This is a genomic window from Vibrio ziniensis (genome assembly GCF_011064285.1).
Taxonomy (GTDB): domain Bacteria; phylum Pseudomonadota; class Gammaproteobacteria; order Enterobacterales; family Vibrionaceae; genus Vibrio; species Vibrio ziniensis.
This window is the reverse complement of the sequence record NZ_CP049331.1, coordinates 232,947-250,634: the sequence shown is the minus strand read 5'-3', so window position 1 is coordinate 250,634 and position 17,688 is coordinate 232,947. Positions and strand designations below refer to the sequence as shown.

Sequence of the window (17,688 nt, the reverse complement as noted above, 5' to 3'; positions counted from 1 at the left end):
ATCGGTTGTGGGTGTTATTTCTTACCACGAACAAGCGGAAGCTTTGCATCAACCCAGCCTGTAATACCGTTTTTCAGAACACTTACGTTCTCAAAACCAGCTTTAGTAAGTAAATCCGCACTTTCGCGTGCAGTTTGTCCCATCTTACATACCACAATGATTGGGTCAGATTTATGACTTTCAAGCGCACCGAAGTTATTCGCTTTGATATCTGTTGGCAAAATGTGAAGTGCGTCAGTAATGTGACCACGTTTGAAATCGTCTTTTGCACGAATATCGACAACAACACCATTCTCGCGGTTTAAAAGCTGAGTCACTTCTGGTGCTGTGATCTCTTTGTATGATGCTGTTGCAGATTTAAAAATATTAAAAATCAACGCAACTAAAATACCGACCCAAGCTAGTGATAGGATCATATTTTGTTGGAAAAACTGAATGTATTCTTGCATGTCCTGCGCTCTTACCGTTGTGTATCAAATAATGGTGGATCAAAATCAGACAAGGAGTATAACGAGGTTAAACGTCTGACGCGAGCAGTTACCACGTATAATCCTTGGCTTGTGTCATGGTTTCAGCTTCTTTCCCCCACATTTAAGACAATGTGAAGCTATTTATTACTTTACGCACGTGGGAATGGAAAAGCCGTTACTTTATCAATATGGTCTTCACCAAGCGCCAACATGATCAAACGATCAATACCCAATGCTACACCAGCACACTCCGGTAAACCGGATTCCAGCGCCGCAATTAGATGATAATCAATCGGCTGATCTTTAAGCCCCATTTCTAAGCGTTTTCGATTGTCTTTTTCAAAACGAGCCAGTTGCTCTTTAGGGTTGTCCAGTTCATGGAAGCCATTCGCCAGTTCAATGCCTTTAAAATAGACTTCGAAGCGATCTGCCACTCTTGGATCTTGCGGGTTTATTTTTGCCAGAGCCGCCTGAGAGGCTGGGAAATCATAAACAAAGACCGGAACCTGCTGTCCAATGTGAGGCTCAATGCCAATACTAAAAAGAAGCTGCAACAAGGTATCTCGGTCCTCTTCTGGCTCAGCGATATCACTTAGACCAAGCGTTGCCGCTACTTTCTTCAGCTCATTCATCGAACCTTCTAGCGGACAAATCTTGAGTACAGACAAAAACGCATTTTGGTAAGTCATGCGCTCTGCATCACCCACTTTTAATACCAATTGCAGCAAATCATCCATTTCATCCATCAAATCATGGTGGTCAAAACCAACGCGGTACCACTCAAGCATGGTGAATTCTGGATTGTGATAGCGACCATTCTCTTCGTTGCGAAATGCTTTATTGATTTGATAAATAGAGCCACTTCCCGCCGCGAGCAGTCGCTTCATATGAAACTCGGGACTCGTCATCAAATGCAGACAGCTTCCTTTAGCATACTCGGGACCAACAAATTCTGTTTGAAAGGTATGTAAATGGATATCGGTTACAGTGGCGTGACTCATTGCTGGAGTATCAACTTCCAGTACATGTCTCAGTGCAAAAAACTGACGAATTGCCGCCAATAATTGCGCGCGTTGCTGTAGTTGCTCTATTGATGCGGTAGGCATCCAATCGGATTTGTTCATTTGGTTATTCATATAGTCAGGGTTGTATAGATTTTACCTTTTCGGCTCAAAATACAAAACTTAAATGTGACACTAATCACACAAGATAAAAATTGTATGCTTATGTATGCAATACCGAAGCAAAAACCCAACAGAATCAATTTTTTCCTTCCAGACCTCTCCTAAACTGGGTCTACCACTTTATAAGTGGATTTGGTTTACTCCGGTAACATTACAACGCTTAACACCCTACCGGACAACCATCCAACATAACTAGGAATGAGCAACATAGCTCATCACCAACAGACATTACACTGGAGGATAACTGTGCAGACTATTACCACAGATATCGCAGTCATCGGCGCAGGTGGTGCGGGTCTTCGTACTGCAATTGCAGCGGCTGAAGCGAACCCAAACCTAGAAGTTGCCTTGATATCTAAAGTTTATCCAATGCGTTCTCACACGGTTGCCGCTGAAGGTGGCTCCGCAGCAGTTATCAAGGAAGAAGATAGTTTAGACAATCATTTCAACGATACCGTTGGTGGTGGTGACTGGCTATGTGAACAGGATGTTGTGGAATATTTTGTGAAAAATTCCACTCGTGAAATGATTCAAATGGAGCAATGGGGCTGCCCATGGAGCCGTAAAGAAAATGGCGAAGTCAACGTTCGTCGTTTTGGTGGTATGAAAGTCGAGCGCACATGGTTTGCTGCCGACAAGACTGGCTTCCACATGCTACATACTCTCTTCCAAACTTCGATCAAATATCCTCAAATCAAACGATTTGACGAGTATTTTGTTGTCGACTTATTGGTTGTCGACGGCCAAGTTCAAGGCTTAGTTGCCATCCACATGTCTGAGGGTGAATTAGTCCTTATCAAAGCAAAATCGGTTGTATTGGCAACGGGTGGCGCAGGTCGCGTATACCACTGTAATACTAACGGTGGCATCGTAACAGGTGACGGTATGGCGATGGCGTATCGCCACGGTGTCCCACTACGTGACATGGAATTCGTTCAGTACCACCCAACAGGTCTACCTGGTACTGGAATCCTGATGACTGAAGGTTGTCGTGGTGAAGGCGGTATTATCGTCAATAAAGACGGCTACCGTTACCTTCAAGATTACGGAATGGGACCAGAAACCCCGGTTGGTCAACCGAAGAACAAATATATGGAACTGGGTCCTCGCGACAAAGTTTCACAAGCGTTCTGGCACGAACAGCAAAAAGGCAACACCATCAAACATCCATTAGGAGATGTGGTGCTTCTAGACTTACGTCACTTAGGTGAAGAGTATCTGCAAGAGCGTCTGCCATTCATTTGTGAGCTAGCAAAAGCCTATGTAAACGTTGACCCAGCAAAAGAGCCGATTCCAATTCGCCCGACCGTTCACTACACCATGGGTGGTATTGAAACTAATGGCCAATGTGAAACTCGCATTAACGGTCTGTTTGCGGTTGGTGAATGTGCTTCTGTAGGTCTTCACGGTGCAAACCGTCTAGGTTCGAACTCACTGGCTGAGTTCGTCGTATTCGGTCGTGTTGCCGGTGAACACGCGGTGAAACGTGCTGAAGAATTCAAAGGCTGGAACGACAAAGCGATTGATGAACAAGTTAAAGCGATTGAAGCACGCATCCAAGCACTACTGGATCAACAAGGCGATGAGAACTGGGCAACTATCCGTACAGAAATGGGTCACACTATGGAAGCTGGTTGTGGTATCTACCGTCAAGAAGACTTGATGCAAGAAACCATTGCTAAACTTGCTGAGCTTAAAGAGCGCTACAAGAAAATCAGCATCAAAGATAAAGGCAAAGTGTTCAACACTGACCTACTCTATGCGATTGAAGTTGGCTACGGTTTAGAAGTCGCTGAAGCTATGGTTCATTCTGCACTGTTACGTAAAGAGTCTCGTGGTGCCCACCAGCGTTTAGACGATGGTTGTACCGAGCGTGATGATGAGAACTTCCTAAAACACTCACTTGCTTTCTACACCAACGGCAATGCACCGAAGATCGATTACAGCCCAGTGACTATCACTAAGTCTCAACCTAAAGCGAGACTGTACGGTGAAGCAGCAGAAAAAGCAGCAGCAGCAGAAGCGGCCAAAGAAGTTGGTGTCAGTGCGGAGGATCAAGAGTAATGGCTAATCGTATTCAAAAAGTAGAGATCTTACGCTACGACCCTGCAAAAGATGCAGAGCCTCATCTACAAAGCTTTGAAGTGCCTTTTGATGAAACCATGTCAGTACTGGATGCTATTGGCTATGTGAAAGATCACTTAGATAAAGAGCTTTCATACCGCTGGTCTTGCCGTATGGCAATTTGTGGTTCTTGCGGCATTATGGTGAACGGCGTGCCTAAACTGGCATGTAAGAGTTTCCTTCGCGATTACCCGAATGGTTTAAAAATCGAACCATTAGCGAACTTCCCGATTGAAAAAGACCTGATCGTCGATATGACTCCGTTTATCGAACGTCTAGAAGCTATCAAACCTTACATCATCGGTAATGATCGTAAACCTGAAGATGGTCCAAACAACCAGACTCCTGAACAGATGGCACGCTACAAACAGTTCGCTGGTTGTATAAACTGTGGGCTGTGTTATGCAGCATGTCCTCAGTTCGGTCTTAACCCTGAGTTTATTGGCCCAGCGGCACTAACACTGGCTCATCGTTACAACCTTGATTCTCGTGACCATGGTAAAGCAGAGCGTATGAAGCTTATCAATGGTGAAAATGGTGCATGGGGTTGTACTTTTGTTGGCTACTGTTCTGAAGTTTGTCCAAAACATGTCGACCCAGCAGCGGCGGTAAACCAAGGTAAAGTGGAATCGTCAATGGACTTCGTGATTGCAATGTTGAAACCAGACGGTTCAACAAACAAAGTGGAGGGCTAAGGATGAGTAACCGTAAACCTTATGTTCGTCAGATGAAACGTACTTGGTGGAAAGATCATCCTTTCTATCGTTTTTACATGGTGCGTGAAGCGACGGTTTTACCGCTCATTCTTTTCACCTTGTTCCTGACTGTCGGTTTAGGAGCATTGGTAAAAGGTCCTGAAGCTTGGAATACATGGCTTGAATTTATGGCAAACCCTGTCGTTATCGCAATTAACATTGTTGCCTTAGCGGGAAGCCTATTTCACGCTCAAACCTTCTTTAGCATGATGCCGCAAGTGATGCCAATCCGCATCAAAGGCAAATTGCTCGATAAGAAGATCGTTGTATTGAGCCAGTGGGCAACGGTTGCCTTCATCTCGCTTATTGTTCTCATTGTGGTGTAAGGAGCCTATTGTGATTAATACCAATCCAAAACGTTCAGATGAACCCGTATGGTGGGGACTATTTGGTGCTGGCGGTACATGGTTCGCTATGATTACCCCTATCACTGTATTCGTATTAGGGATTTTAGTACCACTAGGCATTATTGATGCAGAAGCTCTTAGCTATGAACGAGTGGCTGATTTTGCAACCAGCATTATCGGTGCGCTGTTTATCATCGGTACACTAGCATTGCCGATGTGGCATGCAATGCACCGTATTCATCACGGCATGCATGACCTAAAATTCCATACCGGTGTTATTGGCAAAATTGCTTGCTATAGCTTTGCTGGATTTATCACACTGCTTACAGTGGTGTTTATTGCCATGCTCATGCTTTAGGTCATTCAGCAATCTCACTCATTTCGATTGAGCTGCGATGAACCAATAAAAAGACCAGTCGTTAATGACTGGTCTTTTTGTATTCGACTTTTTCTAGAACATCTTGTATCAGAAAGAAGCGAGACTTACTTAACGCGGCTTACGTATTCGCCACTACGAGTATCTACTTTTACTACTTCACCGATTTGGATGAAAAGCGGTACACGTACTACAGCACCAGTAACGAGTGTCGCTGGTTTACCACCCGTACCTTGAGTATCACCCTTCAGACCTGGGTCAGTTTCAGTCACTTCTAACTCAACGAAATTTGGTGGAGTAACAGAAATTGGGTTACCGTTCCAAAGCGTTAGAGTACAAGTGTTGTTTTCTACCAACCACTTAGAGTTTTCGCCAACAGCTGCAACGTCTGCTGCAATTTGTTCGAACGTGGTGTTGTTCATAAAGTGGTAGAATTCACCATCTGAATATAGATAATCTAGGTCGATATCTACTACGTCCGCAGTTTCTACAGAGTCACCAGACTTAAAAGTTTTCTCTAGAACTTTGCCAGAAAGCAGTTTACGGATTTTTACACGGTTGAAAGCCTGACCTTTGCCCGGTTTTACATACTCGTTTTCGAGAATGACACAAGGCTCATTATCAAGCATAATTTTAAGACCGCCTTTAAATTCATTCGTGCTAACAGTAGCCATATTTCCTCTTACATTCTTCGAGTTAAAATTAATGCCGCACATCATAACCCGAAAAGTCGATTCTGTTGAGCAAAACTGGATCAAACAACTAGCAAATGCCATCTCAGATCCCACTCAGTTACTCAACGAGCTTGATATTGATCCTACACCTTGGCAAGACGGGTTCGCTGCACGCAAGTTATTCGCTCAACGTGTACCGCAAAGTTTTGTCCGTAGAATGGAAAAAGGCAATCCGCACGACCCTTTATTACGTCAAGTGTTACCACTGAGCGAAGAATTTGAAGTGCACCAAGGCTACTCGAACGACCCTCTGTTAGAGCAAAACAACGACATCCCAGGATTACTGCACAAATACCGCAACCGAGCGCTGATGATAGTGAAAGGTGGTTGTGCAATTAACTGCCGCTACTGTTTCCGTCGTCATTTTCCTTATGAAGACAACAAAGGCACCAAATCAGTTTGGCAGCAAAGTTTAGACTACATTGCTGGACACCCTGAGCTCAATGAAGTGATTCTCTCTGGCGGTGACCCATTAATGGCGAAAGATCATGAACTGACCTGGCTGATCGACAAAATCGCCGCGATCTCCCATATCAAACGTCTGAGAATTCACTCCCGCTTACCTGTGGTGATTCCTGACCGAATTACAGATGAGTTGGTGGAGACCCTTGCACAAACTCGTTTACAAGTGGTGCTTGTGACTCACATCAATCATGCCAATGAAATTAATCTAGAACTCAAACAGCAAATGGCTCGTTTGCGTGCGATTAACGTTACTTTGCTCAATCAGGGCGTAATGCTTAAAGGAGTCAATGACTCCGTTGAAGCTCAGGTAAATCTTAGCGAAAACCTATTTGACGCTGGCATTTTGCCATATTACATCCATGTGTTGGATAAAGTTCAGGGCGCAGCTCACTTCTTTATTGATGACGAGGCAGCTAAAACCATCATGGCGGGAGTGATAGAACGAGTCTCGGGTTATTTAGTACCTAAATTGACTCGCGAGATAGGCGGACGCAGCAGCAAAACCCCGCTCGATTTACATCTTGAATAAGATTGATTAAAGCGTTGCTCTGGCAACACTTTTTTTTGTCGCTATTGTTCTTGGGTGGAATATACTCAAACCACCTGGAATTGCAGGTAGGCGGCAAGTAAGTGAATCCCATCAGCATAGATAAACTATGTGATTGGGGTGAACGAACATAGACAACACCGCTGCGATTTCAAGTAGAAAGAGTATAGATATTAACTCGGTATCCCTCACCTTCTTGAGCAATGAAATCCACAAAATGGTGAATCGCTTCTAAGGAATCTTCCTCATGATGAGTGACGTAAAGCAACTGGCTAATGTTTGCAGAAGCAATTCGATTTAATGCCCTGAATACTAACTTACGGTTTAGGAAATCGAGCCCTTGGTATGGTTCATCCAGAATAAGCAAAGCTGGTTGTTTAATTAAAGCACGACCAATTAGCAGCAATCGCTGCTGCCCGTAGTCCAGATTACGGAAACCCACTTTTTCAAACTCACTCATTTCCAATAGCTGCAACCATTCGCGTGCGTAGAGAATTTCTTTCTTACTCGGTTGTTGGTACAAACCAATCGAGTCATAAAAACCAGACACCAAAACTTCTAATGCGGTGCAGTTAACCCGATATTGAAGATGCAAAGCCGAGGAAACCACACCAATATGACGTTTCACATCCCAAATAGTCTCTCCACTCCCGCGTTTCATCCCAAGTACTGTCACATCATTGCTGTAACACTGAGGATGGTCGCCGAGAATCAGTCCTAACAAGGTACTTTTGCCACAACCATTCGGGCCTCGCACTTGCCAGTGTTGCCCTTGCTCTATCTGCCAGTTCACTCCGGAAAAGATTTTCGCGTCCACATACTCCACGGTAACGTCGTTCATGCTCACAAGAGGATTAGGGTATTGATGCTGTGATTGATGCGCTTGCAGAAGCTCTAGCATGGCATCACTTTTTTGCTCGGATAATGCCAACATTTGCATCATTACAGGGTGATTTAACCACTCGTCACGGCTTAACGTTTGCGAAAGCTTTTGATCATCAAATAAAGCGACATGAGTGATAAACGGTGGTAACTCGTCTTCCCTAGAAGTAATGATGACCAATTGAATCTGGCTCGCACACTGCTGCAACAGTTCAGAAAGATGCTGTCGATGCGCAATATCTAAACCAGAATATGGCTCATCCAAAATCATCAATTGTGGCTTAACCGCTAACGCACGAGCCAGCATCACGCGGCGAGTTTCACCAGTTGAGAGTTGGCGAAAGCCGCGCTTTCTAATAGTCAAGAGATCGGTTGTGGCAAGCAGTGCCTCCAACTCATCAGGAGTACAGTCTGATTCAGCTACTAGCTCTTCCACACTAGAACCGTAGTCGATACAGTCCATAAAATCGGTATCATCTTTTTCCAATTCTAAATCGAGCAATCGCTGCTGCTCATGCAAAGAGACACTGGCTATCTTTTCAGGAAGCCCCGATACTTCACCTTGCTGGGGCTCCAATTCACCACTTAACACTCGCACTAACAGTGAAGCAGCATGGCTGTGAGTCGAAAACATTCCCCAATGCTCGCCAGCTTGCATTTGCCAATTATCAATGACTAAAGAGACTGACTCAGTTTTATGTTTAAGCTGCTGAATTTGCATAGTAACCTTCCATGGAAAACGAATGATTATAGTGCATAATTTAGCGAGTAATTTCTAGCTTTCTGATGGTCGGAACCTTTTATTAGTTAAATAATAGTCCTGCGGCCACCTGACGTTTACAAATCAAGTAGAATCAATATGTTATAAGATCCTTATCGAAAACCACTGCCTAATTTTCTGTAAGAGGCATGACTTATTCTGACTTAAAGGCAACATCATTTAATTAAATATCAGCAATAACTTAATAATACACAGATCACAAAAATAGTTTCACTAAAAAAGAAACGCATTTTTATATTTTATAAAAAATAAAATCCATTTAATTGCAATTTCTTTGCTTCAGTTAACAAAATCGAATAAAAATATAATAATTTGATTGATCGAAAGCCCATATAATTAAGTTAACCCTCGAATACACCCTTCATAAACAATATTCTTTAAAGCATATTAGCATTTTTTAAGTCACTACATTTATTTAAACAGCGGGATTGATTATGAAAAAAACTCTATTATTTGCCTCTCTTATGAGTGTATTAGCGGTAACAGGTTGTTCATCTACTGGCGGCAGCGACGCTAGCGCAGCATCCACAGCTATCGTAAATGTATCGTCAAATGGTCATGATAAAAATCACGAAGCAAGAAATGCTGTTGATGGTAGCCTAAAAACTCGTTGGGCTCAGCGTGATGAAGCTTGGATTCAATTTGATTTCGATGGCGAACAAACCCTGTCTCACGTCCAAGTAGCAGCATTTAAGGGTGATGAGCGTAAGCAAAAATTTGACCTTGAAGTCTCTATGGACGGCAAAACATGGACGACTGCTTTAAAAGAAACAGCAACAAGCGGCACAACCAAAGAGCTAGAGCGTTTTGAATTCGCACCTGTAAAAGCAAAATATGCTCGCATTAACGGTTACGGCACAGACGTATCAAAGAGCTGGACTGGTATTACAGAAGTTCAATTCTAGCACACCAACACATTGAAACCATAAATACATACTGAGTATATATAGCCCTGATAAGATATTATCAGGGCTATTATTTTTTATATTTAAAATACATAAAATCAATATAAAATATTTGATCGTATTTTATGAAACGATATTTTGATCTGAAACTCATTTTTTATAAAAAAAATGGAACTTTGTTGATACACCTTACACTTTGCCAGTTTCAGCATTTAACACCTAGTAAAATTGCTCTAAATTCCTTTCATTGAACTTAAGCGTCTATGCTGTTTTTGGCTCGGCATAGGGAAACAAATAAATATAAGGCATGTATTATGAAATTTTATAAATCTGCACTTGCTTTTGCTGTATGTGGCTTATTAGCTGCATGTGGTAGCGACTCTGGTGGTTCCTCTTCTACTGGCGATAACACAGGTGGTGATAACACCGGTGGAGACAACACTGAATACAATACCTCCCTCGTCACTCCTACTGCTGGTACTGCTCTGACAATTCATATGATCGGTGACTCAACAATGGCACCGTATACAGAAGACCGTCGCCCACAAATGGGTTGGGCCGAACAAATGCCAATGTTCTTTGATGAAGACACTGCAGTTAATAACTGGGCTCGTGGTGGTCGTAGTTCACTAAGTTTCTACAATTACGATCCAAGTAAAAACCCACACTGGCCCAATATCCAACCAACTCTTGTTGAAGGCGATTACGTTATTATCCAGTTTGGTCATAACGATCAAAAATACGGTTCTGATTACGAGCAATACGGTACTTACGCTTTCTGTAGCGATGGTTCAACCACAGCAGACGGCGCAGAAGCATGTACTGATACAGAGCATTCTTACTACCTAAACTTGAAGAAGTTTGTAGAAGAGACTCAAGCTATGGGTGCGCAACCGATCTTAATGTCACCAATTGTACGTGCGTACTTTGAAGGTGATGTGATCAGTGAAAAAGGTCAGCACAATATTGGTATCTTAGGTAGTGAAACTGTTGCTCGTGGTGATTACCCAGCAGCAATGGAAGCACTAGCAGAACGTTACAGCATTCCATATGTTGATTTAACTGCAGCAACTAAAACAATCGTTGAGCAGTACGGTCCTAGCGGTTATACCAACCTATACTACAACGATAGTACTCACCCGAACGAACTCTATGCGGCATTGATTGCTAAAGCAGCAGCTGAAGGCCTGCAAGAGTTAGGTATCATGACTGACCACATCGTGGCGGCAGATACAATGATTGTTGCGAACCCATCTGAGTTAGACTTCGGTAAACGTTACCTTGACGTTTCTGAAACTAAATCAATCACACTATCTGCATTCTCACTAACTCCTGAGACAGGTACTATCACAGTAACTTCACCAGACGGTTTTAAACTAGCAGACACAAGCAGTTCTGAAACTTGGGAGCAATCATTTGAGATTGCCTACACTAACGGTGCGTTCACTGAAGATGTATACGTACAGTTTACGCCTACAGAAGAAAAATCTTACACAGGTAACTTAGAGCTACTTCAAGACGGAAATACTCTTGAAACTCTAGCCGTAAGCGGTGAAGGTGTTGCGATTGGTGCAAGTGTTGAGTCATACTCAAACTGGTTTACAGCGGGTAAAGGCGACTTAACTGCAACTGCTGATGGCCTAGTAACTGGTGCTGAAGTCACACTTTCAGAAGCGCTAACTAAGGGCTTTGGTTCTGACAAGATCTATGCGATAAATGGTCAAGATACAGTAACAGCACGTGTCTATTCTGACCATGACTACAGCAGCGACAAATACATTGAATTTAAAGTTACGGCAGCGAGCCAACCATTTAATGTTACATCAATTTCTGCTTACTTTGCGTCAAGCGGTACCAGTAACGTAACAGCAAATATTGCTTACTCACTATCTGCTGATTTTAGTAGCCCAGTAACAGTAGCAACAGAGTTAACCTTGACTAAAGATGTTATGGAGCAATTTGAGTACCCTGTGACTGAGCAAGTTCCAGTTGATAGCGCTATCTACGTTCGTATCTACCCTTGGATGAAGTCTGCATCTGAAGGTGGCCGTTACCTTGCTCTTTACGATGTAAGTATCGATGGTCTAAGCGGCGAATAATCTAATTCACTGATTAAAAAATAAAAACCCAGTTGCCAGGCAACTGGGTTTTGTTCATTTATCCGGTATCAATATAGAGGCACTGTACAATGCGTTTTTATAGAACAACACTTAGCTTAGCGGTGTGTAGCCTGCTAGCTGCATGTAGTAGTGGTCATAACACGACCATAGTGACACCAACCAAAGGTTCAGCCGTGACAATTCATATGGTCGGAGACTCAACAATGGCGAACTATGAACATCAACGTCCACAGATGGGTTGGGGTGAAGCGCTACCGAAATTTTTTGATCAGCAAACGGCAGTGAACAACTGGGCTCGTGGCGGACGTAGCTCATTAAGCTACCATGACTACTCTCTGACTGGAGTACCACATTGGCCAAATATCAAACCCGCAATTGCTGAGGGTGACTACGTCATTATTCAATTTGGACATAACGATCAAAAAACGGCAGAACGTGCGGATTATAATTTATTCTGGACTTATGCTTTCTGTAACGACGGCAATAATAGTACTGCGGATGATGCTGAGAATTGCAAAGATAAAGATCGATCTTATTACCTAAACTTAAAATCCTACGTTGAAGATGTAAAAGCCGCTGGCGCTACACCTATTTTGATTTCGCCGATTGTAAGGGGCTATTTTGAGAGCTCTGAGATCACTGAAAAAGGTCAACATAACCTTACTGAATTGAATAAAGACGAACCTTATGCGCGTGGTAATTACCCTGCAGCAATGGAAGCACTGGCAGCTCGCTATAATATAGCTTATGTTGACCTAACAGAGGCGACGAAGAAAATTGTCGAATCTTACGGCCAAGAGAAAGCTTACAATGAGCTTTACACTTACGATAAAGTCAAATCCACTTCAACAGACAGGACCCACCCTGTAGAGCTGTTTGCAACACTAATTGCCCAAGCAGCAGCAGAAGGTATTAAAGCTAACCCTAGCTTGACTGAATTGCAGGCACATATTGTTGAATACAAAGCTCCAACTCAATAAGCGTTGTTGTTCTCCCAAGATTGTTAGTAAAAATCCGTCTCATCGAGGCGGATTTTTTATATGTCGAATAACCTAAATCACAATTATCAATCAATAACGATGTAAATTGTAAATACATCTGCAGTAGCAACTCTTTCCTTAATACTATCCTATATAAAAATATGATCAGACTGAGCATCGGCAGAGCAGCGAATGGGCGTCAAACGCAAACGCGCATTCATTCGTCCCTGAAATCCATGGCTCGGAGAGTTTGCTTATCGACGCCTATTCACTGATCAGGAAATTATCCAGAATGGTATAAATCAAACGTCTTACCCTTCGACAAAGAGTTAGCAACCCCAGATTAGTTCTGTCTTCAAAAACAACGTATTACATAATATTTGAGATAAAAAATGCCGCTCCTAAGAGCGGCATTGATTATTGGTTATTTAAGTTTAATAAACTAAAACTTATTCTGCAGGGTTCCAGCCAGCACCACTGTTATAAGCAGCGAATACTTCTGCACGAGTATCATAAGCTTCTGCTTCAGCTGCTGTTAATGTATACGCTTCATCTGTCATATTTGTGATAGGGCTTGCTGCTAAGCTCGCCTCATCGATACGCCAGCCTTCAGTTGCAGTTGCAATACCTGGGGTTGGCGCTTTATCAACCGCCGCACCACCGTAACCTACATCTGCAATATGGGTATCAAGAGTACAATTTACTAGAGTGACATTATCGAAGTATGTTGCATCACCACCGCTACGAGCTATGTAAGTTGAGCCAGCCTTAACGTCGTTACCTAGGACACCTTTACCAAAAGTGAATTTTGAGTTTAGGAATACAAAGCCAGTCTCTGAACCAATAACAATTTTAGCGCCATCTTCATCAAGAACATAATTTCCAGCAGCATCTGTTTGATAAATTGCAGGGATACGTGCTTGCAGTACGTAACCACCATCAGTTGCAGTATCAGCAGAGCCGGCTTTCGAGTCCGCAATAGTACGGATTTCGCTGTTCTCAAATAGTGCTGCATTTGGGTAACCCCAGATAAAATCAACGTTACCAGCTACAAGCGTGTTGTAGAACCAACTGTAACCTTTAACGAGAATAGTGTCTTGTTCACTTAGGAAGTTTGCGTTTTTCGCCACTAATCGGTAGTTACTGTTGAAGTAAATAACTTCCGCTTGGTCTGAGGAACCTGTACGACGGTGTGTATTTTCCAGAGTAATGTCTTCGAAAGTTAACATATCTGCACTTTCTACTAACATTAGAGGACGACCACTAGAGCCACCGTTACGAGCTTCATGGTTATCATGGCGAATAATCGTACCTTCGCGGCTAGTACCTTTGATAGTTAGGTTGTTTACGTTACGTAGCATTAACATTTCGTAGTAAACACCATCTTCTAGTGTGATGGTTTTATCTGAGTTCTTAAGTGCAGTGTCATCCATAAAGTAGTTTAATGCTCCTTGTACAGTTGCAAAATCACCACTTGGCCCAACTGATAGAGCAGTTTTACTCGCTTCAACAGCCGCACCGATAGAAAACTGCCATTGGTTTTTACCTAAACCAACGAACTCATCACCATTTAGTGTCGCGCCGTTAATTACATCTTCACTAATCGCGATGTAGTATTCACCACCTGCAGTGAACGCATCTTTTTTAGGGTAGATGTTTACCGTATTGCCATCTAAAACAACCGGGAAGTAATTAAGAGTACGAACTTTACCAGAAGTCACTGAGCCAACAGTCGTTACATCACCACCCACATTTAGCTCTTGAACTACCTCGTTAGTGTTCGCATCATAGATGTATACGATACCGCGCTCACCTAGAGTCGGTGTACCTTCAAGAGTCAAAGATAGAGTAACGTCAACCTGTTGATCTTGTGCATTAACAGTCGGAGTCACTTTAGCGCTAATATCACCGTAGTCAAACGTTGGCAGAACCACAGCCTCGTTTACTGTTACAGATAGCGTTGTTACCTTAGTTGGGTCAGAATCTAGCGCAAAGCTTACTTCCGCAGTACCTGCCTGCATCGCTTTCAAAGTAAACGTGTTATCTGCACCGATGGTAACATCAACAACTTCAGTATTTGAGTTAGTCATAGTTACTGTATCTGCATCACCACCTGCTTGAACCGCAGAAACAGTGACAGTCATCTCATCACCGATAGTCGGTTCCCACACGCTGTCAACATCAAGACTAACTGAAGCAGGAAGATCGGCTGCATCACCGATGATTACGTAATCTACTTCAAACGCACGGTTTTTACTGTAGAAACCAATTGAACCAGGGTCAGTGATGTTAGTCGAGTTAGCTTCACCTGCAGTGCCATCAAAACCTGCGTATGGCACATCATCAACGTAGGCAGAGATTTCACTACCGTTCATAACAAGACGTATAGTGTACCAAGTACCATCTGTGCTGTGCTCAGTTACAGTGTAGCCATCACTTGCTAAAGAGTGTTTTGAACCCATATCAATTGCAAAAGGATAGTTGGTATGATCTGCGGTACCTTCGCCGTTGATGTAACCTAGGGTTGCGCGTTGACCTTCTGTAGTAGCTTGCGAGTTAAAACCTGCTGAATAGCCAAGACTGTCTTCCGTATAACGACCTAGGAGGTAAGTGCGCTTACTACCGGTCGAGTTATTGTTACGCAGACGAACTTTCGCTTCAACATAGTAGTCACCAGACTCAGGAACCAAGCTAGCAACAGCAGGAGTTGCAATCAGAAGTTGCCCCCCCGTTGCACCGTTTTCAAACCATAGAATGTCATCTTCTATGACAAATTTACCATCGTGGGTGCCAACACTTTTCCAGTTAGTTGCAAATGTTGAAGCATCAGAAAAGTCATCACAGAAATATAAACTTTCGCCTTTTTCTTCTTGTGCAGTTTCACAATACGTAGCAGTTACAACATCGCCACCAGTATTATCACCACCGCTGTTATCATTGTTGTCCGTGCTCGAACTACCGCTATCACTGCCACAACCTGCAAGCGCAATACTCATAGCAAGTAAGCTGTACTTTAAATGCTTATTCATATTCATACCTATTGAATTTTAGAATTATAAATTTCATCGGTAATGATATTAAAAGATCAAATAAATATTTGTGTTTGATCTTATAAAAATAAGAAAAACACTATTTCAAAATAAACCATATATCGTTTTTTTTATCTAAATCACAGTTCAATAAAAAAACAGGAAATTATTTTTTAAATCGAAAAATATATAAAAAATCAAAAAACATAATTAAGAACAATAAATCAACAAACAATATAGCTTTTAATCACACAATCACTAAATTAACAATATCAAAACAATTCAAATTTAAATAAAGTTACTTAAATATAAAAACAAGATAAGATAGATAAAAAAAATGGATGCATATTCGCATCCATTTTCTATATAAGTTAATTAATGATGATTACTCTTCTTCGATTAACTTACCTGCACCAGCGCTTCTTAATACCAGTTCTTTAACATTATCAGTGCTGTCAGTCTCGTAAGTATAAGAAAATGACGGTAGCCAGAAGCTGCTCGAATCTGTTGGATCTAGAATTGTCACAGACACACTGCTACTTGACTCCTGCCCTGTAACAATGCTGTTTAAGTTCTTGGTAGAACCATTAACTTTGTTTTCAGTAGCATAGTAGTAGGTGCCACATTCAGCCGCTGTGTAGCCAGCCGTTAGACACTTAGTTTGATTCGACGTGCTTGAGCTTAGTTTAATAAGCTTACTGTTAGAATAACTGCCAGTGATATCGTACACGTTGTTTTCTACATACAACTTAGCGGCAGTGCCAAGTGTCATAGCATCACCCATGTAATACGTTGGTGAAGTACTACCAGATACATCCAACTTATAATAGTTGTTATACACATGTACACGACCGTAACGCACGCGAGGTAAACGCTGACCAACATTTTGCCAATAGTTATGATGGAAGGTAACGTCAATAGCACCAGGGCCATAACCGTCATCCCTATCTGGAGTATCGCTACCACCTAACAAATTAGTTTTATCGTGGTTTTTAAAATGGTTGTAAGACAAAGTAATCTGGGTAGACCCACTGGTAACGTCCACTAAGCCATCATGATGCTGAACTTTTTGTTCTTTGTTGTTGTATGGAGAAGCAAAAACTGATGGATACTGATCATCGGTTCGTTCACCATCACTGAAAGTATTGTGGTCAATCCACACACCCTTGGCATTTTCCACCGAAATCAAGTCATATTGTGAGTTCCAGCGCCCATCAGAATCTGTTGGGTCCCATTGTGGAAAGTGATCAAACGCATCGTTAAAAGTAATGTTGCGGATAACAATATTTTCGACCGCGGTATCACTACTTTTACCGAGTCTCAGCATACCATTCTTTATTTCCGCATCTTCACCCAAACCTAAGATAGAGGTGTTTGAACCAACGCGAAATACCATTCGAGTAGCCTGATATCTTTGGAAGCACTGGCGAGCAAATTCCAATTCTCCAGACACATCTGCTTTACCCCAATCGCCATTTGGATCATACTCTGCATTGTACTCATCATAGAAAGTGTCTATATCCGTATGACCATACTTTGAACAGTTAGCACTCGAATCTGCATTAGCAGCTTGAATGAAGTCTGAACCGTCCATCGTTTGGCCATCATCGCCTTCTGCCAAGTCGATAGTACCCTGAATATAAATGATTTTTGACGTATTGCTTGGATCTTTGGACAAAGCCGTGTCACTACTACCGTACAGAGCTTCTATCAGTTCAGCACGAGTTGTGACGATATACTGGTTAGCTGATGCAGCATCATTACCACCAGTAACTTCTAAAGAAGAGGCTGCCCAACCATCGGCGCCTAACGATGTTAGCGCACCGGTAATATCCTCACCGATATCAACCACATCATCACTGTTATCGCTTGAACCAGAGCCAGAACCGCCACCACCACAGCCAGCGAGTATACTTGCGCAAAGCAAAGCTAATAATTTCTTACTCATCATTTACCTACAAAAATATTTAACCAAATAATAATCAAAGA

The 17,688-nt window shown here is 42.4% G+C and carries 14 protein-coding genes; 8 read left to right on the top strand and 6 right to left on the bottom strand.

The features are described from left to right. Positions 1 to 14: 14 nt before the first annotated feature. Together G5S32_RS01105 and epmA are read right to left on the bottom strand one after the other, a co-directional pair. Positions 15 to 449 carry a rhodanese-like domain-containing protein gene (locus G5S32_RS01105; protein ID WP_165310095.1) on the bottom strand — a complete coding sequence of 145 codons (435 nt, stop codon included), beginning with the start codon at positions 447 to 449 and terminating at the stop codon, positions 15 to 17. Between the two features lie 170 nt (positions 450 to 619). Further along, positions 620 to 1,594 (bottom strand): elongation factor P--(R)-beta-lysine ligase, encoded by a 975-nt coding sequence (gene epmA / locus G5S32_RS01100; protein ID WP_165310094.1) that lies wholly within the window; start codon positions 1,592 to 1,594, stop codon positions 620 to 622. A gap of 306 nt (positions 1,595 to 1,900) precedes the next feature. On the opposite strand from epmA, the gene frdA reads away from it, so the two are divergent. The 4 genes from frdA to frdD are packed head-to-tail and all read left to right on the top strand — an operon-like array spanning position 1,901 to position 5,238. Further along, a complete protein-coding gene (gene frdA, locus G5S32_RS01095) occupies positions 1,901 to 3,718 on the top strand; it encodes a fumarate reductase (quinol) flavoprotein subunit (RefSeq protein ID WP_165310093.1) in 1,818 nt (605 codons plus the stop codon). Further along, positions 3,718 to 4,473 carry a succinate dehydrogenase/fumarate reductase iron-sulfur subunit gene (locus G5S32_RS01090; RefSeq protein WP_165310092.1) on the top strand — a complete coding sequence of 252 codons (756 nt, stop codon included), beginning with the start codon at positions 3,718 to 3,720 and terminating at the stop codon, positions 4,471 to 4,473. Before frdA ends, G5S32_RS01090 begins: the two co-directional genes overlap by 1 nt. 2 nt (positions 4,474 to 4,475) lie before the next feature. Continuing rightward, a complete protein-coding gene (frdC, locus tag G5S32_RS01085; RefSeq protein WP_165310091.1) occupies positions 4,476 to 4,859 on the top strand; it encodes a fumarate reductase subunit FrdC in 384 nt (127 codons plus the stop codon). Positions 4,860 to 4,869: 10 nt separating this feature from the next. After that, positions 4,870 to 5,238: a fumarate reductase subunit FrdD gene (gene frdD / locus G5S32_RS01080; RefSeq protein ID WP_165310090.1), complete on the top strand. Its 369-nt coding sequence runs from the start codon at positions 4,870 to 4,872 to the stop codon at positions 5,236 to 5,238. A gap of 125 nt (positions 5,239 to 5,363) precedes the next feature. Here frdD and efp read toward each other — a convergent pair whose 3' ends face one another. Beyond that, positions 5,364 to 5,930, bottom strand: a complete 567-nt coding sequence (gene efp, locus G5S32_RS01075; protein WP_165310089.1) for an elongation factor P — start codon at positions 5,928 to 5,930, stop codon at positions 5,364 to 5,366. Positions 5,931 to 5,961: 31 nt separating this feature from the next. Here efp and epmB point away from each other — a divergent pair, with 31 nt between their 5' ends. Further along, the gene (epmB, locus tag G5S32_RS01070; protein ID WP_165310088.1) at positions 5,962 to 6,984 is read left to right on the top strand and encodes an EF-P beta-lysylation protein EpmB; all 1,023 of its coding nucleotides are present in this window, start codon (positions 5,962 to 5,964) and stop codon (positions 6,982 to 6,984) included. A gap of 169 nt (positions 6,985 to 7,153) precedes the next feature. On the opposite strand, the gene modF is transcribed toward epmB, so the two are convergent. Beyond that, complete coding sequence (gene modF, locus G5S32_RS01065) at positions 7,154 to 8,605, bottom strand: molybdate ABC transporter ATP-binding protein ModF (protein WP_165310087.1); 1,452 nt, start codon at positions 8,603 to 8,605, stop codon at positions 7,154 to 7,156. Positions 8,606 to 9,099: 494 nt separating this feature from the next. On the opposite strand from modF, the gene G5S32_RS01060 reads away from it, so the two are divergent. From G5S32_RS01060 to G5S32_RS01050, 3 genes are all read left to right on the top strand, one after another. Then, entirely contained in the window at positions 9,100 to 9,570 is a 471-nt protein-coding gene (locus G5S32_RS01060; RefSeq protein ID WP_165310086.1) for a discoidin domain-containing protein, read from the top strand. A 314-nt stretch (positions 9,571 to 9,884) separates the two neighbouring features. After that, positions 9,885 to 11,669, top strand: coding sequence for a GDSL-type esterase/lipase family protein (locus G5S32_RS01055; RefSeq protein ID WP_165310085.1), 1,785 nt, complete (start codon positions 9,885 to 9,887; stop codon positions 11,667 to 11,669). 89 nt (positions 11,670 to 11,758) lie between these two features. After that, on the top strand, positions 11,759 to 12,670 hold the full coding sequence (locus G5S32_RS01050; protein ID WP_165310084.1) for a rhamnogalacturonan acetylesterase: 912 nt from the start codon (positions 11,759 to 11,761) through the stop codon (positions 12,668 to 12,670). A gap of 449 nt (positions 12,671 to 13,119) precedes the next feature. Here the strand turns inward: G5S32_RS01050 and G5S32_RS01045 are convergent, their stop codons facing one another. After that, a complete protein-coding gene (locus G5S32_RS01045; protein ID WP_165310083.1) occupies positions 13,120 to 15,699 on the bottom strand; it encodes a pectinesterase family protein in 2,580 nt (859 codons plus the stop codon). Positions 15,700 to 16,084: 385 nt separating this feature from the next. Then, positions 16,085 to 17,647, bottom strand: coding sequence for a pectate lyase family protein (locus tag G5S32_RS01040; RefSeq protein ID WP_165310082.1), 1,563 nt, complete (start codon positions 17,645 to 17,647; stop codon positions 16,085 to 16,087). Positions 17,648 to 17,688: the final 41 nt, after the last annotated feature.